This window comes from Flavobacterium sp. TN-1, from assembly GCF_052828645.1.
This window is the reverse complement of sequence record NZ_CM128253.1, coordinates 122,034-146,101: the sequence shown is the minus strand read 5'-3', so window position 1 is coordinate 146,101 and position 24,068 is coordinate 122,034. Positions and strand designations below refer to the sequence as shown.

General features: G+C 31.0%; 18 protein-coding genes. 9 read left to right on the top strand and 9 right to left on the bottom strand.

All coding sequences use genetic code 11. From position 1 onward, the window contains the following. Positions 1 to 101: 101 nt before the first annotated feature. Positions 102 to 953: an AraC family transcriptional regulator gene (locus tag ACUXZJ_RS00560; RefSeq protein WP_063743164.1), complete on the bottom strand. Its 852-nt coding sequence runs from the start codon at positions 951 to 953 to the stop codon at positions 102 to 104. Between the two features lie 159 nt (positions 954 to 1,112). Between ACUXZJ_RS00560 and ACUXZJ_RS00555 the strand changes: the two genes are divergently transcribed. The 4 genes from ACUXZJ_RS00555 to ACUXZJ_RS00540 all read left to right on the top strand — a co-directional run bounded on the left by ACUXZJ_RS00555 (position 1,113) and on the right by ACUXZJ_RS00540 (position 6,116). Further along, positions 1,113 to 2,048, top strand: coding sequence for a dihydrodipicolinate synthase family protein (locus ACUXZJ_RS00555; RefSeq protein ID WP_063743163.1), 936 nt, complete (start codon positions 1,113 to 1,115; stop codon positions 2,046 to 2,048). Between the two features lie 136 nt (positions 2,049 to 2,184). After that, the gene (locus ACUXZJ_RS00550; protein WP_063743162.1) at positions 2,185 to 3,780 is read left to right on the top strand and encodes an aldehyde dehydrogenase (NADP(+)); all 1,596 of its coding nucleotides are present in this window, start codon (positions 2,185 to 2,187) and stop codon (positions 3,778 to 3,780) included. Between the two features lie 3 nt (positions 3,781 to 3,783). Beyond that, a complete protein-coding gene (locus tag ACUXZJ_RS00545) occupies positions 3,784 to 4,791 on the top strand; it encodes a 4-hydroxyproline epimerase (RefSeq protein WP_060382966.1) in 1,008 nt (335 codons plus the stop codon). 86 nt (positions 4,792 to 4,877) lie between these two features. Continuing rightward, entirely contained in the window at positions 4,878 to 6,116 is a 1,239-nt protein-coding gene (locus ACUXZJ_RS00540; protein WP_060382965.1) for an NAD(P)/FAD-dependent oxidoreductase, read from the top strand. Positions 6,117 to 6,874: 758 nt separating this feature from the next. On the opposite strand, the gene leuB is transcribed toward ACUXZJ_RS00540, so the two are convergent. The 4 genes from leuB to ACUXZJ_RS00520 are packed head-to-tail and all read right to left on the bottom strand — an operon-like array spanning position 6,875 to position 11,170. Further along, positions 6,875 to 7,990 (bottom strand): 3-isopropylmalate dehydrogenase, encoded by a 1,116-nt coding sequence (gene leuB, locus ACUXZJ_RS00535; protein ID WP_060382964.1) that lies wholly within the window; start codon positions 7,988 to 7,990, stop codon positions 6,875 to 6,877. 12 nt (positions 7,991 to 8,002) lie between these two features. Next, positions 8,003 to 8,614 carry a 3-isopropylmalate dehydratase small subunit gene (gene leuD, locus ACUXZJ_RS00530; protein ID WP_060382963.1) on the bottom strand — a complete coding sequence of 204 codons (612 nt, stop codon included), beginning with the start codon at positions 8,612 to 8,614 and terminating at the stop codon, positions 8,003 to 8,005. Between the two features lie 10 nt (positions 8,615 to 8,624). Then, complete coding sequence (gene leuC, locus ACUXZJ_RS00525) at positions 8,625 to 10,004, bottom strand: 3-isopropylmalate dehydratase large subunit (RefSeq protein WP_060382962.1); 1,380 nt, start codon at positions 10,002 to 10,004, stop codon at positions 8,625 to 8,627. Next, entirely contained in the window at positions 10,004 to 11,170 is a 1,167-nt protein-coding gene (locus tag ACUXZJ_RS00520; protein ID WP_060382961.1) for a 2-isopropylmalate synthase, read from the bottom strand. The genes leuC and ACUXZJ_RS00520 overlap by 1 nt, the downstream gene beginning before the upstream one ends. 143 nt (positions 11,171 to 11,313) lie before the next feature. Here ACUXZJ_RS00520 and ACUXZJ_RS00515 point away from each other — a divergent pair, with 143 nt between their 5' ends. Further along, positions 11,314 to 12,858 carry a hypothetical protein gene (locus ACUXZJ_RS00515; RefSeq protein WP_060382960.1) on the top strand — a complete coding sequence of 515 codons (1,545 nt, stop codon included), beginning with the start codon at positions 11,314 to 11,316 and terminating at the stop codon, positions 12,856 to 12,858. Between the two features lie 224 nt (positions 12,859 to 13,082). Here ACUXZJ_RS00515 and ACUXZJ_RS00510 read toward each other — a convergent pair whose 3' ends face one another. Both ACUXZJ_RS00510 and der read right to left on the bottom strand, forming a co-directional pair. Continuing rightward, positions 13,083 to 16,127: a M43 family zinc metalloprotease gene (locus ACUXZJ_RS00510; protein WP_060382959.1), complete on the bottom strand. Its 3,045-nt coding sequence runs from the start codon at positions 16,125 to 16,127 to the stop codon at positions 13,083 to 13,085. Positions 16,128 to 16,348: 221 nt separating this feature from the next. Then, on the bottom strand, positions 16,349 to 17,659 hold the full coding sequence (der, locus tag ACUXZJ_RS00505; RefSeq protein WP_060382958.1) for a ribosome biogenesis GTPase Der: 1,311 nt from the start codon (positions 17,657 to 17,659) through the stop codon (positions 16,349 to 16,351). A 119-nt stretch (positions 17,660 to 17,778) separates the two neighbouring features. Between der and ACUXZJ_RS00500 the strand changes: the two genes are divergently transcribed. The 3 genes from ACUXZJ_RS00500 to ACUXZJ_RS00490 all read left to right on the top strand — a co-directional run bounded on the left by ACUXZJ_RS00500 (position 17,779) and on the right by ACUXZJ_RS00490 (position 21,441). After that, the gene (locus ACUXZJ_RS00500; protein WP_060382957.1) at positions 17,779 to 18,297 is read left to right on the top strand and encodes a hypothetical protein; all 519 of its coding nucleotides are present in this window, start codon (positions 17,779 to 17,781) and stop codon (positions 18,295 to 18,297) included. A 161-nt stretch (positions 18,298 to 18,458) separates the two neighbouring features. Beyond that, positions 18,459 to 20,696, top strand: a complete 2,238-nt coding sequence (locus ACUXZJ_RS00495; RefSeq protein WP_163444322.1) for a TonB-dependent receptor — start codon at positions 18,459 to 18,461, stop codon at positions 20,694 to 20,696. A gap of 241 nt (positions 20,697 to 20,937) precedes the next feature. Then, on the top strand, positions 20,938 to 21,441 hold the full coding sequence (locus ACUXZJ_RS00490; protein ID WP_446195525.1) for a hypothetical protein: 504 nt from the start codon (positions 20,938 to 20,940) through the stop codon (positions 21,439 to 21,441). A gap of 90 nt (positions 21,442 to 21,531) precedes the next feature. On the opposite strand, the gene era is transcribed toward ACUXZJ_RS00490, so the two are convergent. Beyond that, positions 21,532 to 22,419, bottom strand: coding sequence for a GTPase Era (gene era / locus ACUXZJ_RS00485; protein ID WP_060382954.1), 888 nt, complete (start codon positions 22,417 to 22,419; stop codon positions 21,532 to 21,534). A 122-nt stretch (positions 22,420 to 22,541) separates the two neighbouring features. Between era and ACUXZJ_RS00480 the strand changes: the two genes are divergently transcribed. Next, positions 22,542 to 22,913 (top strand): group III truncated hemoglobin, encoded by a 372-nt coding sequence (locus tag ACUXZJ_RS00480; RefSeq protein ID WP_060382953.1) that lies wholly within the window; start codon positions 22,542 to 22,544, stop codon positions 22,911 to 22,913. Position 22,914: 1 nt separating this feature from the next. On the opposite strand, the gene ACUXZJ_RS00475 is transcribed toward ACUXZJ_RS00480, so the two are convergent. Beyond that, positions 22,915 to 23,694, bottom strand: coding sequence for an RMD1 family protein (locus ACUXZJ_RS00475; protein ID WP_081078424.1), 780 nt, complete (start codon positions 23,692 to 23,694; stop codon positions 22,915 to 22,917). Between the last annotated feature and the right edge of the window lie 374 nt (positions 23,695 to 24,068).

Here is a 24,068-nt window from a genome sequence, read left to right as displayed (position 1 = left end):
TCAAAAAAAATAGTATATTAACCTACTATGGTTTAATATTAACCACTTATATGATATGACATAAAAGAAAATATAGTTGTAAACCTGAATTAACAAAAAAATTAGTTTTTAAATCGTTTTCTATAATTCATGGGTGATGTTTTTTTAATTTCTTTAAACTTTCTATTAAAATTAGAAATATTATTAAACCCCGTGAGTTCCGCAATTTCTACAACACTTATTTCATGGTTTGATGTCAATATACGAGAAGCTTTTTCTATACGCAATTCAATCAAGAATTGAAAAAAAGTTTTATTTGTTCTTACTTTAAAATACCTACAAAAGGCATTTTTAGTCATATTAGCTATATTCGCAATTTCTTCTAATGATATTTTCTTATCAAAATTATTCATTACAAATTCATATACAACTTGCATACGTTTGCCTTCGGAATCAGTAATGTCTTTATTATACCTAAAAGACGAAAGTGATTTTTTTTTAGAAAAAGTAAGTTTATTTAATAATTGCAAAAATTTAATAAACTTGGTCGTATCTTTAGCAGTAGATAAATCGAATATAATCGAATATATTTTTTCTTTTTTAGACAATACCTTATATCCATTACGAGTATCCTCTAAAAAATTGAGTATTTGAGTAGATTCAGGGAGTACTTGTAAGCTTTCTTTGATTACAGTAGCGTCAAAAAAGATAGAATGTACTAAACTTAATTCCTCCTCCTTGTTTATCTCACTTTTAAAAACATGTGGCAAATTACTTCCAAAAACAATAATATCTCCAGCGTTATATTCAGATATTGTATCGCCCACTATTATTGTTCCTTCCCCTTTTTCAATATAACTAATTTGAATTTCTTCGTGTTGATGAAGTTTATCATATAAGATCAACTCTTTGTCAAACTGATAAATGATAGCTTCTTCTTTTGCCTTTGGTATTTTAAAAGGAAATACTTTCATAAGTAGGTACTTGGTTTACTCAAATTTATAATTTCAATGTATTATTATCATTTTTTTTGAGTATTATTTTTAATAATGGATAATATAGTATCATTTTAAGCTAAAAACTGATTATTGCCTTGATGATATTCAAAATAATTTTGTCAAAAAACAGCAATTATGAGTTTTCAATGGAAAGGCGTAATGCCAGCAGTTACTACAAAATTTACAGCAGATGATAAGCTTGACTTGAATATGTTTGAAATAAACATCAAGGCACAACTTGATGCAGGAGCAGAAGGGATTATTTTAGGAGGAACCCTAGGAGAAGCAAGTACTTTATTTGAAGAAGAAAAAAGAGAACTTATTCGAGAAACAGTTCGTGTTGTAAAAGGTCAAGTACCTGTTATAATGAATATAGCAGAACAAACAACCAGAGGAGCTATAGAAGCCGCTAATAAAGCCGAATTAGATGGGGCTAGAGGATTAATGATGTTACCTCCTATGCGATACAAAGCAACCGATTATGAAACCGTGATGTTTTTTTCTGAGGTTGCTAAAAGCACATCATTACCCATTATGGTATATAATAACCCAGTAGATTATAAAATTGAAGTAACCTTAGATATGTTTGAAGAATTGTTAAAATTTGATAACATACAAGCAGTTAAAGAATCAACAAGAGATATTTCTAACGTTACTCGAATTAAAAATCGTTTTGGAGATAGATTAAAAATATTATCAGGAGTAGATACGCTAGCTTTAGAAAGCTTACTTATGGGAGCTGACGGATGGGTAGCAGGATTAGTAGACGCTTTTCCCGCAGAAACAGTAGCTATTTACAAATTAGCAAAAGCAGGTAGAATAGAAGAAGCCATAGCAATTTACAGGTGGTTTTTACCTTTGCTAGAATTAGATATAAGTCCTCAATTAGTACAAAATATAAAATTAGCCGAAGTAGCAACAGGTATAGGAACGGAATACGTTAGGGCACCTCGTTTGGCTTTAGCAGGAGCAGAAAAAGAAAAGGTTTTAACAATTATAGCGGAAGGATTAAAAACAAGACCTGTTTTACCAGATTATAAAAACCTGTCCGTAGCAACAGAAGTAGTGTAAACAAATGTAAACAACATATTTTAATAAAGTTTAGTTGATAGGCTTCTTTTCATAAGGTTGATAATGTTTTTCTGAAGCTATCTTAACCTACAAGTAAAATCTTGTAGGTTGCTTTATTAAATAAAAAAAACGAAATATGATTACTGGGAAAAATTATATAGGAAGCCATTTAGTTGCAAGTGGTTCTAAAATTTTAAAAACGTTTAATCCGGAACTTAACCAAGATAACGATTGGAATTTTATAGAAGCAACAACTGAAGAAATAGAACAAGCTGTTCAACTAGCGCATAAAGCGTATCAAGAATACAAAAATTTTTCAGGTAAGAAAAAAGCCTTATTTTTAAATGCAATTGCAGATGAAATACTAGCTTTAGGAGATGCTGTTTTAGAAGTGTATGTTCAAGAATCAGGTTTACCAAGAGGAAGAGCCGAGGGAGAAAGAGGAAGAACAATAGGACAACTTCGTGCTTTTGCTCAAATGCTTGAAGAAGGAAGTTGGGTAGAAGCAACTATTGATACAGCAGTTCCTGATAGACACCCCGTACCTAAAGTAGATTTAAGAAAAATGCTTCATCCTTTGGGACCAGTAGCTGTTTTTGGATCAAGTAATTTTCCTTTCGCTTTTTCAACAGCAGGAGGAGATACTGCTTCCGCATTAGCAGCAGGATGCCCTGTAATAGTGAAAAGCCATTCTATGCACATAGGAACGGGGGAATTAGTAGCTTCCGCTGTATTAAAAGCGGCACAGAAAACAGGAATGCCCGAAGGTGTTTTTTCTAATTTAATAGGAAACGGTATAACTCTAGGGACTACATTAGTAAAACACCCATTAATTAAAGCTGTTGGGTTCACAGGGAGCATTATTGGAGGTAGAACACTTTTTAATCTAGCGGCACAACGTCCCGAGCCCATTCCTGTATTTGCAGAAATGGGAAGTATTAATCCTGTTGTATTATTACCTAACGAACTAAGAAATAACACCTCTTTTTGGGCTAAACAATATGCAAGTTCCATTACTTTAGGAACAGGACAGTTCTGCACAAATCCAGGTTTAATAATTGGATTAGAAAGCCCAGAATTAAACTCTTTTGCATCCGAATTAGCATCCGAAATTTTACAAATAGCACCTTCTTGTATGTTACATTATTCTATTAGAAAAAATTATGACGAAGGACAACAAGAATTAAGTTTACAAAAAGGAGTAGAAATTTTAGCTATTTATGAGGGTAAAACAAAACCTAATTATGCTCCTCAAACCGTATTAAGGGTTAATGCAACAGAATTTTTAAAGAATAAAACATTAAGTCATGAAGTATTTGGACCATTTTCAGTACTAGTAGTTTGCGAAACGAAAGAGCAAATGGCAATGGTTATAAACAGCCTAGAAGGACAATTAACAGGAACAATTATCGCAGAATCAAAAGAACTAAGTCAATATAGAGAGGTAGTAGAAGCGTTAAAAGGAAGAGTTGGACGTTTAATCTTTAACGGTGTGCCAACCGGAGTTGAGGTTTGTGCGTCTATGCTACATGGTGGTCCTTATCCAGCCTCATCTGATTCAAGATTTACAGCGGTAGGTATTCATGCCGTAAAACGTTGGGTAAGACCTATAAGTTATCAAAATTGGCCTAACGAATTATTACCAGAAGAATTAAAAAATGAAAACCCATTAGGAATTTCAAGAACCGTAAATGATCAATTAGAAATAACAACAGCTTTTATTACAGCGTAAGCAATGGGAAGAAAAACTTTTTTTTGTGTAGATGCACATACCTGCGGAAATCCCGTAAGGGTTGTAGCTGGTGGTGGTCCTGATTTAAAGGGAGCAAACATGAGCGAAAAAAGACAACATTTTTTAAAAGAGTACGATTGGATTCGAAAAGGACTAATGTTTGAACCCAGAGGTCATGATATGATGAGTGGTAGTATCTTATACCCTCCTGTTGATCCAGAAAATGATTTTGGAATTTTGTTTATAGAAACCTCAGGATGTTTACCCATGTGCGGTCACGGCACTATAGGTACAATTACCATAGCTGTTGAAGAGGGATTAGTTACGCCAAAAAATCCAGGAAAAATTAGAATGGAAGCACCAGCAGGTCTTGTGCAAATAGAATACAAACAAATTGACAAAAAAGTAGAGTGGGTACGCCTTACAAATGTAAAATCCTATTTAGCAGCGCAAGATTTAACGATAGAATGTCCTGAATTGGGTGAAATAGTATTTGACGTAGCTTATGGAGGAAACTATTACGCCATAGTTGATCCACAAAAAAATTTTAGTGGGATACAAAATTTTACCGCAAGTAAAATAATACAATACAGTCAAGTGGTTCGTGCGCGTATAAATGAAAAATATCAAAACCAATTTATACATCCAGAAAATAATACAATTAGAGATGTAAGCCACCTATTATGGACAGGTACTCCAATTGATTCAAGTTCTTCAGGAAGAAACGCTGTATTTTATGGAGACAAAGCAATAGATCGTTCCCCTTGCGGTACAGGAACCTCTGCTCGAATGGCGCAATTACATGCAAAAGGAATCTTAAAAAAAGATGAAGAATTTATACACGAAAGCTTTATTGGTAGTAAATTCATCGGACGAGTAGTTGAAGAAACCAATATAGGTTCTATACCCGCAATTGTACCAAGTATTCAAGGATGGGCTAAAGTTTATGGTTATAACAACATTATTATTGATGATGATGATCCATACGCTCATGGATTTCAGGTAATATAAATAGAATTAAAAATTAGGAAAGTATAGTGAAAATAAATTTGCTAAGCATTTTTTTTAAATATCCCAAATCTCAAAAGTATTAAAAAATGAAAAAAATAAGTATAATAGGAGGCGGTATTATTGGGTTATGTACTGCTTATTATTTGACAGAAGAAGGATATGAGGTAGAAATATTTGACAGTTCTGATCTAACAGACGGTTGCTCCTATGGAAATGCAGGAATGATAGTGCCCTCTCACGTTATTCCCCTTGCACAACCAGGTATGATTGCACAAGGCGTTAAATGGATGTTTGATAGTAAAAGTCCCTTTTATATCCAACCTCGTTTTGATGTTGATTTGTTGAAATGGGGGTGGAAATTTTATAAAAATGCCACAAAACAACATGTAGAAAAAGCAAAACCAGCTCTTCGAAATTTGTCTCTGTTAAGTAAAGAACTTTATAAAGATTTAGCAAGTAAAAGTAATTCCTTTTACTATGAAGAAAAAGGACTTTTAATGTTGTTTAAAACAGATAAAACAGGTGCGGAAATTGTGCATGAAGGAGAAGAAGCTAAAAAATTAGGGTTAGAAGTCGAATTCTTATCAAAATCAGAAGTAGAAAGTTTAGAACAAGGAACGAAACTAGATATTTTAGGGGGAGTTCATTATAAATGCGATTCGCATTTATATCCTCAAAAATTCATAGCATACATAAAAGAAGAATTAGCTAAAAAAGAAATAAAAATTCATAGTAATTGTAGCGTGATGGATTTTGTTCTAACGAACGAAAAAGTAAGTCAGATAATTACTTCTAAAGGAAATTTTAGTACAGACGAAGTTGTAATTGCGACAGGGGCATGGAGTCCTAGTTTAGCTAAAAAAATAGGAACAGGTATTTCTCTTTTACCAGGAAAAGGATACAGTTTTACTTTATTAGATAAAGAAAAAAAACCTCAAATTCCTTCTATTTTATGTGAAGGAAAAGTAGCTGTTACTCCTATGAATAATGATATTCGTTTTGGTGGTACCATGGAAATTACTCATACAGGAGATACAAAAATAAATCGGAACAGATTACAAGGTATTGTTAATACAGTAAACACTTTCTATCCTGAAATGAAAGTAAAAATGCCTGAAAATCAAGATATATGGTATGGTTTTCGTCCTTGTACTCCGTCAGGTATGCCGATAATTGCCAGAGATAAAAGTATTCAAAATGTAATTTTAGCAACAGGACACGGCATGATGGGATTAAGTTTAGCACCTGCTACAGGAAAAATAGTTTCTGAAATTATAGCTAATAAGTCCCATTCTATATCTATTGGTCAATTTCAATTGAGTTAATCGTTTGTTTTATGGTAAAATAAAAAGTAGACTGGTTAAAAGAAAAATTTGTTTTAAGTTGGGTTAAAAAGAAGGGGTTCACTTTTTTAAAGTCGAACCCTTTCAAATTTTATTTTAATTTTAAAAAAGATTCATACACATTTGTATATTAAAAAATTATTACAAATAAAAGATCTTTGATGCCATTTAAATTTAAAATATACTGGATTAAAAAGAAAAATTCTCGATCTTTTTTTTTATTTTAAACTCAGATTACGCATTAGAAAAATTAATTTTTATAACTCATTGAAATAAAATGTTTTAATTTTTATCAATTCTAGTTTTTAAAAAAATAAAGTATTAGGGAATCAATAAAGTTTTTTTAAAATTCTCTAATGCGTAATTTGGGTTAAAACAACTCGAACAAACGGTTGAGTATATAATTGAAATCATCATTAGTTCGAGCGCGAAGCACATCAAGAATCAACACTAATTTTTATTGCTTTTGTAGGATAGTGCCTAAATCAATATACAGTTTGTTCCTTTTGTAAGGAAGAGTCTCATAATCAATATTATGTAATTTCTCCCTTTGGTCGAAATGAAAAGATTGTAAACTTTTTGGACAGTCTCAAGGTTAAAAAAATAGTATTATGAGGAAATTTCAAAGTTTAAAAATAGTACGATTTTAAAAATATCTGTCCATTTTATCTTCTTTGCTTTTTTCCTTTTCATCACAAAGTCTAACGCATAAATAGGGTTAAACATAATGAATTAGAATACTAAATAAGTACGGATTTACCTATTTTTAAATTTTCAAAATTAACGATTTCAATATCTTTATTCAGGATAAATTCAGCAATAGTATCTCCAACAACTTCCGTTGAATAATTTAAATCTTTATTTAAATCTACGGTTACTATTTTTGATTGTAAGGCTTTATCTACAGCTTTATTAATAGTAGTACTTTCCTCGTACAAACCAAAATGCTCTAAAAGCATAGCTGCACTTAAGATAGACGCAATGGGGTTCGCTATACCTTTTCCTTTAGCTTGAGGATAAGATCCATGAATGGGTTCAAATAAAGCGTTTTTGTTTCCTATTGAAGCAGAAGCTAATAGGCCAATGGATCCTCCTATTACGCTGCCTTCGTCTGAAATAATATCTCCAAACATGTTTTCTGTTAGAATAACATCAAATGAGCTTGGATTTAATATTATTTGCATAGCTGCATTATCTACAAATAAAAAATCTAACGTTATATCGGGATAATCTTTAGCTATTTCCGTGACTACTTTTCTCCAAAGTCTAGAGGATTCTAATACATTGGCTTTATCTACCAAAGTAACATGTTTTTTTCTTGTATAGGCTGCTTTAAAAGCAAGATGAGTAATTCTTTCTATTTCTTCTTTTGTATATTTACATAAATCAGATGCAATAGTACCGGTTTCATTTAATTTTTTTTCACCAAAATAAATACCTCCTGTAAGCTCTCTATAAATAATCATATCAGTTCCCTGAATAATTTCTTTTTTTAAAGGGGATTTGTCTAGTAATGTATCATAGGTTTTGATAGGACGAATGTTTGCAAATAGTCCTAGTTCTTTTCTTAGCTTTAGAAGACCTTGTTCAGGTCTTACTTTTGCTGTAGGATCATGATCGTATTTGGGATCGCCTATGGCTCCAAAAAGAACGGCATGACTATCTTTGCATAGTTTTAAGGTTGCTTCAGGTAGAGGATTACCTGTTTCATCAATTGCTAGGGCTCCTACTGGAGCTTCTGTAAAATAGAATGTATGATTATATATTTCTTCTATAGCTTTTAGTGCTTTAACTGCTTGTTTTGTTACCTCAGGACCAATGCCGTCTCCTGATAATAATGCTATTTTTATTTCCATACTTGTTTAACTTTATATTGTTATTTTATGATAAGATAAGTTTCTTGATTTTTCAAAGGCTTCAATTTTATTTTTATGACTTATCAAAAAATCAATATCATCATAACCATTTATCATACAGATTTTTTTATAAGGATCTATTTCAAAGTTTTCCGTTTTAGATAGGTCTGTAACTGTAATAGTTTGTGTTTCTAGATTAATTTCAATTAGGGCTTGAGGGTTTGTTTTTAATAAGTTTAAAGTTTCATTTAAAAAGACAGGAGTTACTTGTACAGGTAATAAACCATTGTTTAGGGCATTACCTTTAAAAATATCAGCAAAATAGCTAGAAACGATGACTTTAAAACCATAATCAGTTAATGCCCAAGCGGCGTGTTCTCTACTACTACCACAACCAAAATTATCTCCGGCAACTAAAATACTGCCTGAATAATCAGAATTATTTAATATGAAAGAATTAATGGGGTTATTTTGATTATCAAAACGCCAATCTTTAAATAGATGGTTTCCAAAACCAATTTTGTTTGTTACTTTTAGAAAACGAGCAGGTATAATTTGGTCTGTATCTATATTTTCTACTGTTAGGGGTACTGCTCTAGATATTAATTTTGTAAACTTTTCCATATTTTCTTTTTTAGATTTGTGCCATTACAATTTTACCTTCAATTGCAATTGCTGCGGCTAGAACGGGACTGGTTAATAATGTTCTTGCGCCTTGTCCTTGTCTTCCTTCAAAATTTCTATTAGAAGTAGAAACACAGTATTCTCCTGCTGGAATTTTATCCTCATTCATAGCTAGGCAAGCAGAGCATCCAGGTTGTCTAATTTGAAAACCTGCTTCTTCAAAAATTTTAGACAAACCTTCTTCTTTAATTTGTATAGCTACTTGTTGTGATCCAGGAACAATTAGTGCATATACATTTGATGCTTTTTGTTTTCCTTTTATATAGTGAGCTACAGCTCTAAAATCTTCAATTCTGGAGTTAGTACAACTACCAATAAAGACATAATTAATTATTTTGTTCAGTAAATATTCACCTTTGCTAAATCCCATATATTCTATAGCTTTATCAAAAGAAGGATCGTTGTTTATAAACGGAACTGTTTCGGTTATTTTTATTCCCATACCAGGATTTGTTCCGTAGGTAATCATTGGTGCAATATCTTGAGCATCAAAATGATATTCTTTGTCAAAAACAGCTTCTTCGTCTGTTACTAAGGTTTTCCAATAGTCTATTTTTTCTTTTAATTCGTTTCCTTTTGGAGCAAATTTTCTTCCTTGTATATATTCAAAGGTAGTTGCGTCAGGAGCGATCATGCCTCCTCTAGCTCCCATTTCTATACTCATGTTACAAACGGTCATACGTCCTTCCATAGACATTTCTCTAAAAACACTTCCAGCATATTCACAAAAATATCCTGTTCCTGCATTGGTGCCTATTTTGGAAATTATGTATAAGATAACATCTTTAGGGGTTACATTTTTCGCGAGTATACCATTTACAGTAATACGTAAGCTTTTAGGTTTGTTTAATAGTAGACATTGACTTGCAAAAACCTGTGCTACCTGACTTGTGCCAATTCCAAAAGCAATCGTTCCAAAGGCTCCATGAGTGGAGGTGTGGCTATCACCACATACCATAGTCATTCCAGGTAGTGTAATTCCTAATTCGGGGGCTATTACGTGAACAATTCCTTGATATTGATGACCTAAACCATAAAGTGTAATATTGTTTTTTTTACAATTTTTTGTCAATTGTTCTACTTGTTGTTTTGATAATTCATCTTTGATGGGGAGATGTTGATTAAAAGTAGGAACATTATGATCTGCAGTAGCTACAATTTGATTGGGTCTAAAAATAGAAATGTTACGATCTTCTAATTCAGCAAATGCTTGAGGACTTGTTACTTCGTGTATTAAATGGGTGTCTATATATAAAATTTGAGGGCCGTTAGGTATTGTACTCACCACGTGGCTATCCCATACTTTGTCAAATAAGGTTTTCTTTTTCATTAGGCAAATATTCTAATTTTACTTAATTCAATAATTTTGTGTACATCTTCATCTACTACTTCTTTTTTTCTATCGGCAAATTTTAAGAATTCTAGATAGACTTTGTCTAATTGTAGTTTGGTTAATTCATAACCAATTTTTTTGGCGCGATAGGCTAATGCTGCTCGTCCACTTCTTGCTGTAAGAATGATTGATGACTCATTTACGCCTACGTCATTTGGGTTTATAATTTCGTAAGTTTCTCTATTTTTGATTACTCCATCTTGATGAATGCCTGAACTATGGGCAAAGGCATTGGATCCCACGATTGCTTTATTTGGTTGGACTACCATTCCCATTTGTTCAGAAACTAGTTGACTCATTTCATATAGTAATTTAGAGTTTATATTAGTTGTAAAACCTAAATCGGGATGCTGGCGTAAAATCATTACGACTTCTTCTAAAGATGTATTACCGGCTCTTTCTCCAATACCGTTTATAGTACATTCTATTTGTTTGGCACCGTTAATGATTCCTGCTACTGAATTAGCAGTAGCTAAACCCAGATCATTATGGCAATGACAAGACAATATAGCATTGTCTATTCCTTTTACGTTTTCTTTTAGATATTTTATTTTAGCACCGTATTCGTCAGGTAAGCAATAGCCTGTTGTGTCAGGTATGTTTAAAACGGTAGCACCTGCGCTTACGACTTCACTACAAATTAGAGCAAGAAATTCATTATTTGTTCTTCCAGCATCTTCGGCATAAAATTCGACATCGTCTACAAACTTTTTAGCGAAGGCAACGGCTTCTACTGCTCGTTCAATAATTTCATCTTTACTTGCGTTGAATTTATATTTTATATGCGAATCAGAGGTTCCTATGCCTGTATGAATACGAGGTTTTTTAGCTTTTTCTAATGCTCTTACAGCGATTTCTATATCTTGTTTTATAGCCCGTGTTAAACCGCATACGGTTGCGTTTTTGACTAATTTAGAAATAGCATCTACAGCTTCAAAGTCTCCTGGACTAGAAACAGGAAAACCTGCTTCAATTACATCAACTCCTAGTTCATCTAAACGAGAAGCAATTGCTAATTTTTGCCTCTTATTTAGCTTACATCCTGGTACCTGTTCACCATCGCGAAGAGTTGTGTCAAAAATTTTTATTTTCTGATTTTCCATAAAACATTTTAATTTTTGATAACGAATTTATATTTTGTGTAAGCATTAAATTGATTTTAAAACTTTGATTTTACAATATCTAAGGAGTGATGAAAGAAGTGTAAGTGCTTTAATAGTAAGTATTTAATGAAAAATAAATTACAATGTCTAACCCTACAAAAGATAATTTGCATATTCTAATTCATTCGCTTTCAAAATCTGAAAAAAGACATTTTAAACTATATGTTAATAGATTAGGTGTTAATACGGATGCGAAATTTTTATCTCTTTTTAATTTGCTAGATAAAATGGTAGAATATGATGAAGAGGAAATATTGAGAAGTAAGATCGTAACAAAACTTCAATTGTCTAATCTGAAGGCTCATTTGTATAGGCAAATTTTAGTTAGTTTACGATTAAATCCTATTAATCAAAATATACGTATTTTGATAAGGGAACAATTAGATTTTGCAACCATTTTGTATCAAAAAGGGCTGTATAAACAAAGTTTGAAAATTCTTGATAAAGCCAAAAGTATGGCAGTTGAAAATGAAGAAAAAAATATAGCGTATGAAATTGTTGAGTTAGAAAAAGTAATAGAATCTCAGTATATAACTCGTAGTATTATTAATAGAGCAGATGAACTGGCTATTCAGGCAAAAGAACTTAGTATACAAAACGTAATTGCTAGTAAATTGTCTAATTTATCTCTTCAGCTTTATAGTATTATGCTCAAAAGTGGTTATGCCAAGAGTGATGAAGAAATGAGAGAGATAACAGATTTTTTTAATAAAAATGTTCCAAATTATAAATATGAAGAGTTGGGATTTAGAGAAAAATTATGGCTTTATAAAACATTTTTATGGAAACATTTGCTTGTTCAAGATTTTTTGAGCTGTTATAAATACTCTACTAAGTGGATTGGTTTATTTTATGAAAACGAACATCAAATATATATTAATCCTGTATGGTTTTTAAAGGGAGCTACTTATTTATTAGAATGTTTGTACTTGATTAAATATAAGTCAAGTTTTAAAACTACTTTATACCGGATTGAACAGACAATTCAATCGGATTCTTTTCCTAAAAATGATAATATAAACTCGCTTGCTTTTTTATGTATTTATAACAATAAGTTTAATTTGCATTTTTTAGAAGGAACTTTTAAGGAAGGGCTTTTGCTTATAGAAGAAGTAGAAACATTAATAAACCTGTACAAAAACACGATTGATGATCATCATATAATGGTTTTTTATTATAAAATAGCGTGTTTACATTTTGGAACAAACAATAATAAAAAGTGTATAGAATATTTAACTAAAATTATAGATAATAAAAACCTAAGCATGCGGGAAGACCTCATGTGTTTTTCTAGGATTTTGAATTTAGTGGCGCATTATGAGGCGTGTATGGATTATCAACTTGAAAAACAATTAAAAGCTACTTATAAGTTTCTTATTAAAATGAATGAGTTACATGAAGTTCAAAGAGAAATGATTAAGTTTTTAAAAAATTTGGGTGAAATTTATCCTCATCAATTAAAAAATGAGTTCAAAAAACTACATGCAAAATTAAAGTCATTTGAAAGTCATTCTTATGAAAAAAGAGCTTTTCTTTATTTAGATATTATTTCGTGGTTGGAAAGTAAAATTGAAAATAAACCTGTGGCAGATATAATTAAGGCTAAGAGTAAATTTTTGACTCGTTAGTTAGATGGAATCAGAATATTATAATGGGGTGTTATATAATAGAGGGTGTCCTAAAAGTTTGCAATGTTGTCATCCTATGATGAAAGAGAGGTTTGAACGAAGTGAATAAGCAAAAACCAATCAGATAATACGGATAATGTAACTTCTCTGGTAATTGAAGTTTAAGTTGCTACTTTTTAGACACCCACTGTTTAATCCTGAGGATTAATGAATAAAAGAGTTTATTATTTTAAAAATAAATGTTTACTATCTTCTACTTTTTCTTTAGAAATTAGTTTAACTTGGTAGGTTCCTCTGGGTAAATTTTGAATGGAATAATTTTCCATTTGTTGTGTTATTCTTACAAGCTGACCTAAGTTATTATAGATTTCTATGCGACTATCGTTAGAAATGCTTTCAGGTATTGAAAATGTTACTTGATCGGTAGCAGGGTTTGGTGCTATAATAAATTTAGATTCTTTTGTATTTATAGGTCCTGATAAAGGTAAGGTTACATTTACAGGAGTACTCCAATTACTTTCTCCTGTAGAATTAAGAGCTTTTACTTTAAATTGAAATTGTGTGCTAGATCCAGGTTTTGCCACATATAAATAATAACTAGTTGAAGTTCCTACTGTGTACCAAGTACCAGAGGTATTTAATTGTACCTCATATTTACTAGCGTTAGGTACTTTGTTCCATAAAGCATAAAATCCATTTTTGGAGATTCCACCATTTAAATAAGCATAAGGTGTTTCTAAGGTAGTATTTTGTTCTTGTATTTGTACGGTGTAGTCTTCAATTTCTCCATCGTTAATATAACCACAAGGAATATTGCTAATATCATTATAGCGCATTATGATACGCATACGGAAAGTACCTTTTGCGGTTAAAGGAATTGAAAAAGTACCTGTATATTCTTTGTTTGTTAGGGATGTTTTTAAGACGATTTCTGAATTTTCAAATTGTTTATTGTCGTTATAGTCAATCCAAATTGTCCATGCTTCATCAGAAGCAGAAGGATTAAAACCGGGGGTAAGTACTGTGGTTACTTGTTCTCCTGATTTTAAACTAATTGTTTTAGATACATAATTACCATATCCTTCATAATCCGCTCCAGAAGTATTTGTAAAAGAACTTAATTTAATGGATTTAATATATTCATAAGTATTTCTTGCGCTAACTTTACAATAATCTACATAATCACTAGGAGCTGTAATTATTGTTTCATTAGAATAGCTTGATTTTTCAGTTCCTTTGTAAGCACTTATTCTATATTTGTAAGTAATGCCTACATTAATAAGTTTGTCTGAATACGTATAAGTATTAGGTGGTAAGGAGGCAATTAGCTGATAAGCTCCTCCATTAGTTGATTTTTCTAGATAAAAACCATCTTCTGTTGTATTTTTATCAATCCAGTTTAGAACAATAGTATTGTTATTGATAGCAGAAGTAAGGTTTGAAGGAGATGTTAAAGATTGTAGATCTTTTTCACCTGCTTTTATGGGAGCTCCAGGTTGTGTGTTGTAAGCGTATTCTGTAATTCTATACCCTTCAGAGCCACTAATAGGCTCTACTTTAAAATAGCCATAGCAAGTATTGCCATCTATTTTGTATTCATAGCCAATATATCCTATTTGTCCTTTCCAATCATTATAAGACGGATTAATGATGTCTAGCTGATTAGGATAGGCTCCAGGTGCTGTAAAATTAGAAGAACCATTTATTTCAGTTCCTTTTGTTAAACGGCTAATATTTCTTGTGTTTGGATTGCAAATTAATCGCTTTCCGTAAGTTTCTAATTTGTATTTATCCGTTTCAAATAGCCAAAATCCATAGGAAGTATCGTCTCCTTTTTCTGTATTAAAGAAAAGCCATGTTTGACTAGGTGTTGCCATCCAGTTTGGTTGTCCTTTAGCTAAAAATATACCATAAGGATCAATAAATTCAAATTTAATGTTTAATTTGTCAGATATTAAGTTGTTAGTACCTCCAGAAAAAGCAGCGGGTAAAAATTGGATACTTGCTAAAATATTATGGTTAGTCTGATGGTTTTGTGCAGAACCTTCTAATGTAAGAGTTGCTTTAGAATTACTATTTATGGTTATGATAGGATTTAAACCTTGAGGGAAATTGGTTAAAGTATAATGGGTTCCTTGAATAAGTTTTCCAGAGGATAATGAAAAAGTTTTTCCTGCTGTTAGGCTTAATTCATTTATTTGTGAGAAAGTACCATTGTTGTTTATGTTTTCTTTGTAGAGGCTTAATGGAGCAATAATTGATGCTAGTTGGTTGTCATATACGCCTGTAGCTAATAAATTTGAATTTTGCCAAAGAGTAATTCTTGCTTCGTGTTGCATTGCTGCAATCATTCGGTCAACTTGACCTCTGGTAAACATTTTGTAACAGCCTCTTGCTCCGTTATATCCCATGTAATTTTCGATATTTACTTTGTCTCCATCACAATTTGTACCAGGGGTACAGCTCAAGGCATGTTTAGCATCTTCTTTTGGTGTGTCGTCTACTTGATCCGTTCCAGTACAACCATCTTCAAATGTATGAATTAAGTTAAAAAAATGACCAAATTCATGGGTAAGAGTAGAAGAAAATTCTTTATCTGTGTTACCCAAGAGATAAGCGCCATTAAATACTATTCTGGCGGTATTTCTATTGGTCATATTTATATCGGGATACCAGGCTACTCCAGAGTTGTTGTAAATATTTTGATTATATAAATCATTTTGGATATAAACGTTTACGTATTTTTTGTTGTCCCAAGCATCTGCTGCAATTTGATCGTCATATCCGCCTCCATTTCCGTACCCATTTTTTGTTGTATGAAAAACAACTCCTGTGGTGTTGCCTCCATTAGGATCAATTTTGGCTAGTCTAAATTGAATGTTTAATGTTGCTCGACGAGGTTGAAAAAAAGGTTCAACACTATTGAAGTCATCATTAAGTCCATTAAAATCATTATTAACAGCATTTAACGCGTTAACAATTTTGTCATAGGTAACACTTTTTCCACTTTGGGTAGTACCATAAATATGAAATACGACAGGAATAATGTAATTAGTAGCCAAAGCATTGTTTTTTACATTTTTGTTTTTACGTAAATCATGTACAAATTTTTTTGTAAAGATTTCAAATTCATTTCTTTTTTTTAAAGCATCAGGATTTTGTCTTTGTGTAATTTCGTTTTGTTCTTTTGTTCCACATTCTAGGATTTGAGCATATAAGCTCCCGCCAATATTTAATAAGAGGCTAATTAGGATTAATGTTTTTTTCATAATTCTGTTTTTTGGTTTTTTATTTATAGATAATGCAATTTATTTGTATTTTATTTATTGTTTTTGTATTTATTTAACAACAAGAGATACTATTCTACCCTGTGTTTTGTTTTTGTATTATAGGGGATAAATAGCTTGGTTTTTGAGGTAGGAAGTTGTTAAAAATAAAAAAAGCCACTGCTAAAAAGAAGCAATGGCTTTTAAATAAAGAAGGTTTTATTTTACTTTTCTCTTATATAAATATCAATTGGCACACCTTCAAAGTTCCAGTTATTTCGGATTTTATTTTCTAAGAAACGTTTGTATGGATCTTTTACATATTGAGGTAAGTTAGCAAAGAACACAAACTGTGGTGATTGTGTTGGTAATTGCATACAGTATTTGATTTTTATGTACTTGCCTTTTAGTGCTGGAGGTGGCATGTGTTCAATAATATTAAGCATATACTCATTGAATTTAGAGGTAGGAATGCGTTGTTTTTTGTTTTCATACACCTGAACAGCAGCTTCTAATGCCTTAAGTAAACGCTGTTTTGTCAATGCCGAGACGAAAATGATAGGTACATCTGTAAAAGGGGCTATTTCTTCACGAATTTTAGCTTCGTATAATTTTGTGGTCATTGTGTCTTTTTCAACTAAGTCCCATTTGTTAACTAAAATAACAATTCCTTTGCGATTTTTTTCAGCTAACCAAAAAATATTTTGATCTTGTCCTTCAAAACCACGAGTTGCATCTATCATTAAAATACAAACGTCACTATGTTCAATAGCGCGAACAGAACGCATTACAGAGTAAAATTCTAAATCTTCTTTTACTTTTGATTTACGACGTATACCTGCTGTATCAACTAGGTTGAACTCAAAACCGAAACGATTGTATTTTGTGTCAATAGCATCACGCGTAGTACCTGCAATATCTGTTACCACAAAACGATCCTCACCAATTAACGCATTGATAAATGAAGATTTTCCAGCGTTAGGACGACCTACTACACAAAAACGAGGTAATGGATTTTCTTCTTCTATAACTTCTGGTAATTCGGGTAATACTTCTACTAATTTGTCTAGTAATTCTCCTGTTCCACTACCATTCATACCCGCAATAGTGTGGTATTCTCCTAAACCTAAAGAGTAAAATTCAACAGCATCACCCATACGCATGGCGTTATCTACTTTGTTAACAGCTACTAAAACAGGTTTGTCAACTTTACGAAGTAAATTAGCTACTTCCATATCCATAGGGGTTACTCCTTCTTCTACGTCTACTACAAAAATAATAGCATCAGCTTCGTCAATGGCTAATTCTACCTGTTTACGAATTTCTCCTTCAAAAATATCATCAGAACCCTTAATATAACCACCCGTGTCAATTACAGAAAACTCTTTTCCATTCCATTCACTTTTACCATAAATACGATCACGTGTTACTCCTGCAACAGAATCCACAATAGCTTCACGACGTTGAATTAATCGGTTAAAAAAAGTTGATTTCCCTACATTAGGTCTCCCTACAATGGCTACGATATTATTCATTTTTCAATTTTTCAGTCCGCAAAGGTAAAAAAAACAAACTGGTTACACATTCTTTTTGATAAAATTATCTTTCCATGGATCTGATTTTTATATATTTGCTTCTCCCACAAAAAGTTTAAATGAGAAAAAATATCCTATTATTGCTTGCTTTTATTATACTCATGCATGCTGGGATAGTGAGTTCTATTTTTGAAATTAAACAAAGTTTTTTAAAATTAGTTGTGTTGGAGGAATATTCTGAAAATGATTGTTTTACGATAAAATTGACTTTTAGAGAATTTCTTAAAAAAAGAATTTCAGATCATGAAATTATAATTAATAAAGAACTTCATGATATTGTTAAAATAAAATCAGATAATGGATTTGTGGTTTTAAAATTGATTAATGATAAAATCGAAAAAAATTATCTCAACAGAACAAAAGATTATAAGGAAAAGAGTAATACAGGAGCAAAGAATAAGAACCAAAGGTTAAAAATCAATTTTTTGTACTATCAAGAAAATATAGCGTTTGTTTTGCTAAATAATTACTCAGATTGTCGGAAAGTAAAATTAAACATGGATGATTTAATGAATTATTTACAAAATAAACAATCAATAGAACCACCTCCACCAGAGTATACTTATTTAATAGGTTGATAGTTTTACCTCAATCTATTTTATTGAAAATAATATATTGATAGACAAATAGGATAAAAAAGCGTTTAGCTTTATTTAGATCTTTGTTTATCTCATTTAGTATTTAGCTAAAGTGTTAGCTAAATCTAGTATGATAATTTTTTTAAATAAGTTAAGTATACATGAAAATTAAAAATAAAATAGGAGTAGTTTTATTGGGACTTACTTCAATTCAAGCTATTTCTCAAGATAATAAGAAAAATATAGAAATTAATAAATTAAATGAAGTAGAAATTACAGCTACTTCGCAATCAGATAAGACATTATTAAAACAAGCTGCGTCTATTTCTAAATTAGAAACCAAAGAAATTCAACGTGGTACAGGTTTGTTTTTTGATGATGCTGTAAATACAAACATACCAGGAATGTTTATGCAACGTCGTACAGTATCAGCAGGACAAACGTTTAATATTCGCGGATATGGAAATGGCGCGCGAGGAACTAATGGGACTAATAGTAATTTTGATTCACAAGGAGTAAAAGTGTATTTAAATAATATTCCGGTAACAGATGCTGAAGGAATTACTTTAATGGATGATATTGACTTTAATTCAATTGGAGAAGTTGAAGTTCTAAAAGGACCAGCAGGATCATTATACGGATTGGCTATTGCAGGTGCTGTAAATTTAAAAACAATTAAACCAGAGGCAGGAAAAACCTCTATTTCTCAAAATACCATGTTTGGTAGCTATGGTTTAAGACGATTGACATCTCAAATAGCTGTGGGGAGTGAAAAATCATCTTTTTTAGTTAATTACGGAAACCAAAAGTATGATGGTTTTATGAATCATACAGCTTCTAAAAAAGATTTTGTAAATATTTTTGCTGATTTTGGCTTAAGTAACAAGCAAAAAATCAATGCGTATGTAGGATATACCAATAGTTATGAGGAAAGAAATGGAGAACTGACAATAGCTCAGTATCAAAATTTAGATTATTCAGGAAATCCAGCTTATATAAAAAATAATGCACATAGTAATGTCATTAGTTTCAGAGCAGGACTGAATCATTTTTATCAAATATATAAAAACCTGAGTAATTCCACTTCTGTTTTTGGTTCAGGAATTAGTAGTAATGTAAGTTCTGCTGGAGGATGGACCGATAAATTACCAGTAAATTATGGCTTTCGTTCTACCTTTGATAGCAAATGGGATTTAGGTAATGAGTTTAAATTGTCAGGAATTACAGGAGTTGAAATGCAAATGCAAAACGCACAAACACTGGCATATCCTATGGGGAATCCTGTAAATGCAGAGGGATATAATACTATAGGTCTTTTAAGAAGTAATTTATACGTTTCCTCAAAAACAAATTCTGTATTTACTGAATGGACTTTTAATTTGCCTTATGATTTTGCTCTAACAGCTGGTATTAGCTCAAACTATATGGGAATAGATTCTAATGACAGATTTCCTTATATCTACAATCTTTCAGGAAATCCGCAAGTAACTCAAAACAGTAAACCATTAAACTTTAATGTATCTTATAGAGATATGTATTCTCCAAAAGTAGCTATTAGTAAAGTATTTTATAAATCAGTATCAGTTTATGCTTCTTATAACAAAGCGTATAAAGCGCCTGTGAGCGGTTATTTATTTATCCCTGAAATCAATCAGGTCAATAGTAATTTACGTCCAGAAATTGGAGAACAATGGGAGGTAGGTACAAAAGGAAAGCTTCTAGAAGGACGTTTAGGATTTGAATTGGCCGCTTTTAGAACAAATTTTAAAGATAAAATGTCAACCGTTTCAGTTACAGATCCAGCCAATATAACTAAGTTGTATACTTATATGATTAACGGAGGAAGCCAGCTGCATAAAGGGGTAGAAGGTAATCTAAAATTTGAAATGATAAAAACAACAAATGGTTTTCTAAAATCATTTGCACCATTTGTAAACGGGACTTATTCTGACTTTACATACCAAGAGTATAAATTTAGTAGAACCACAACTGGGGCTAACATTGCTCAAAATGTTTACGATTTTTCAGGTTTGAGTGTATTAGGAACCCCTAAATGGGTTGCTAATGCAGGTATAGATTTTCTGACTAAATTGGGAATCTATGGTAACGTAACGTTTAATCATAGAGGAACTGCTAATTTTGGATATGTTCCTGTAGATAGAACAAATCCAAATTTACAAATTGCAACTGCGGATAAATATAATTTATTACACGCTAAATTAGGCTTAAAAGTAAATGTAATCAATCACCTAGATTTAGATGTTTTTTCAGGAGTTAATAATATTACTAATGTACAGTATTACCAAATGATTTTTGTTAATCAAATGCCTGATGCGTACATTCCTGCACCTTTAAAAGCAACCTTTTTTGGAGGTTTGAATGTAAAATATACTTTTTGATACAGTTACGAGATATTCAAAAAAAGATTCAACATTTTTTATTTAAACAAGCTAGGAGTTAAAATATTTTGGTTTTTTGATTTCTTCTCATGTTTAAGTTTGTGTGTTGTGTAGATTTTTTTGAATATCTTTTAATGTTATTTTTTTGTTGTAAAAAATGATTTTTAAAAAAAGAAGTGAGTTTTATTAGTTTTTAATAATTTTCTTATCTTGGTTCCCCTCTAATCGAAATAAACTAAAAATGGAAACTGAAAACACTATTAACCTACGACTACGATTTTATAAAGACATTGACGAAACAGTTGAGGGGGTAAGACAAAAATTTATTGATTATAAAAGTCAAATCTCTCCAGATTATGTAATGAAAATAAGAAGAAATCATATACAATTTACGATAGGAGGTTTAAAACAACGTTATTGGTCACCATATCTAACAATAGAGTTGGAAGAAAAAGAAGGAAGTAATGGGCAAGCTACTCATCTCCGAGGATTGTTTGGACCCGCTCAAACGATGTGGACATTTTTTATTTTTATGCACTTCATGGTAGCTGGGGTTTTTATTGTCTTTATGATGTTTGCTATTTCTGATTATATGTTAAAGAAAAGTATTACATCTGACTTTATAGTGATAGGACTAATGTTTTTTTGTTGGATATTATTGTATATTCTTGGTCGTCAAACGCGTGAAAACGGGTATGGACAAATGAATGAATTAGAGCAAGAATTTTTAAAAATTATCCAATAAAATTAGTTTATATTTTAATTAAAAACCCTCGTTTTAGAACAATAAAGTTTAAAACGGGGGTTTATTATGAGTTTACAAAATGTTTTAAAACTAATTTTTTTGATTATATCCAAAACGTCTTAACTGCCTTTCATTTGAGCGCCAATCTTTATTAACTTTTACATATAACTCTATATGAATTTGTTTACCAAAGAATTTTTCTAATTCTTCGCGGGCTTGAATTCCTACTTTCTTAATAGCAGTCCCTTTGTGGCCTATGATGATTCCTTTTTGAGTATCACGTTCTACCATTATTAAAGCACGAATTCTAATGATCTTATCATCTTCTTTAAATTCTTCTGTTTCTACTTCGCAAGCATAAGGAATTTCTTTATCGTAGTTTAATAATATTTTTTCTCGAATAGCCTCATTTACAAAGAAACGCTCAGGTTTGTCCGTTAAAGCATCTTTGGGATAATAGGGTTCAGATTCAGGAAGTAATTCTATGATTCTGTTAAAAACTGCTTGTACATTAAAATTTTCTAAAGCAGAAATAGGAAAAATCTCTGCGTTAGGTACTTTCTCTTTCCATAATGTTACTTGTTCTTCCAGTTGTTCTTGATTAGATTTATCAATTTTGTTTAAAAGAAGAAGAACAGGAATTTTAGAGTGAATAATTTTATTAAAAAAAGCTTCGTCTTTTAAGTCTTTTTCGCCTATTTCCACCATATAAATTAGTACATCAGCATCTTCAAATGCAGACTTAACAAAATCCATCATAGAACTTTGTAGTTCATAAGCAGGTTTTATAATACCTGGTGTGTCTGAAAATAATATTTGAAAATCATCACCATTTACAATACCCAAAATTCGATGACGAGTTGTTTGTGCTTTACTGGTAATGATAGATAATCGTTCTCCTACTAAAGCATTCATTAGAGTTGATTTTCCAACATTGGGATTTCCTATAATATTAACATATCCTGCTTTGTGCGACATAATGTACTTTTTTTTGCAAAGGTAGGAAATAAAACCAGATAGGTTCGTTTTCTATGAACATAAAGGTTATTCAGATGATAAAAATCAATAAAAATTTAAATTAAATAAATTATATTAGCTGTATGAAAGATATAGAAACAAGAGAAGATATATTGTTTATAATGAAGATGTTTTATAATAAACTCTTGACCGATGATAACATTAATTTCTTTTTTAAAAAGACAACTCATGTTGATCAACATTTAGATGAGCATTTAGATGTTTTATGTACTTTTTGGGAACAAGCTTTATTTTTAAAAGGAGGTTATACTAATAATATGTTTCAAATACATAAAGATATTCATGATAAAGAACCTTTTTTAAAGGAACATTATGATATTTGGTTAGATTATTTATATGACAGCATTGATCCTTATTTTGAAGGTAAAGTTGCAGAACAGATGAAGAAAATGGCAGTAAATATGGCTACCGTTTTAAAAATAAAATTAGTTTAATCTAATGTTTTACAAAAGACATTATTATCTCAAAGGTAATTAATAAAATAATAATCCACTCTAAACGAGAACTTTCTTTTACGTTTAAAACTTCGGTAAATATTTTTAGATTGTTTTCAACTATAGAGAGGCGGTAATCAACGTCTTTAAAACGGGGTAAAATTTCAAAATTAGATTTCATTTTTTTGTTTAAAGCATCTAGTTTTTCGTTTTCCCATACGGAGTTAGGATCGTCTAGTATATATAAGTTGTCTACAATACTGTTTTTTACGTTTAGTACTTGACCTATATATTTTAAGAGATTCTTTTTAGAAATATTAATATTTCCAGTATTTTCTAGTTGAAGTATAAATTCTTTTGTAGAAGAAACCAACTTGCCTGTAATGACTTCATAATATTCTAATGCTACTGATTGTGCCACATTAAGCATAATTATTCGTATAGCAGAACTATCTAATTCAGGTAAGAGAACTTCATTGTTTTTAACTTCAAAATTTGTATTATCTTCCTTTATCCTTATGAAATACCTCTCTTTTAAAAGCATATCTATTGGCGATTCCTGATGTCTTTTTATTTTTTGTAACCATTCAGTTTCTTCTTCAGGGCTAAAATTGGCAAAAACAACCACGCCATAATCTAATAAATAAATAAACTTATTTTGTTCTATTTGCTTAAAAAACTCTGAGCCAGAAAAACTATAATTAGCTCCCTCTAACTCATCTTTGAAATTTTTAATATTAATAATTTCAGCTAACTGAATTGCGGAGATTTTTATTTTCATGAGATTTTCTTTCTTGCAAAATTACGTACAAAGTTATTCTTTATAAAGTTTATTTGTATAAACTATTTGTAATACCATTAAAACTTAAAATATACTGGATTTAAAAGAAAAATTCTCGATCTGTTGTTTTATTTTAAAATAACTCAAACAAACGGTTAAGTATATAATTGAAATCATCATTAGTTCGAGCGCGAAGCACATCGAGAACCAACACTAATTTTTATTGCTTTTGTAGTATAGTGTCTAAATCAAACATTATGTAATTTCTCCCTTTCGTCGAAATGAAAAGATTGCGAACTTTTTGGACAGTCTCAAGGTTAAAAAAATACTATTATGAGGAAATTTTAAAGTTTGAATGGTATAAATCAATAGAA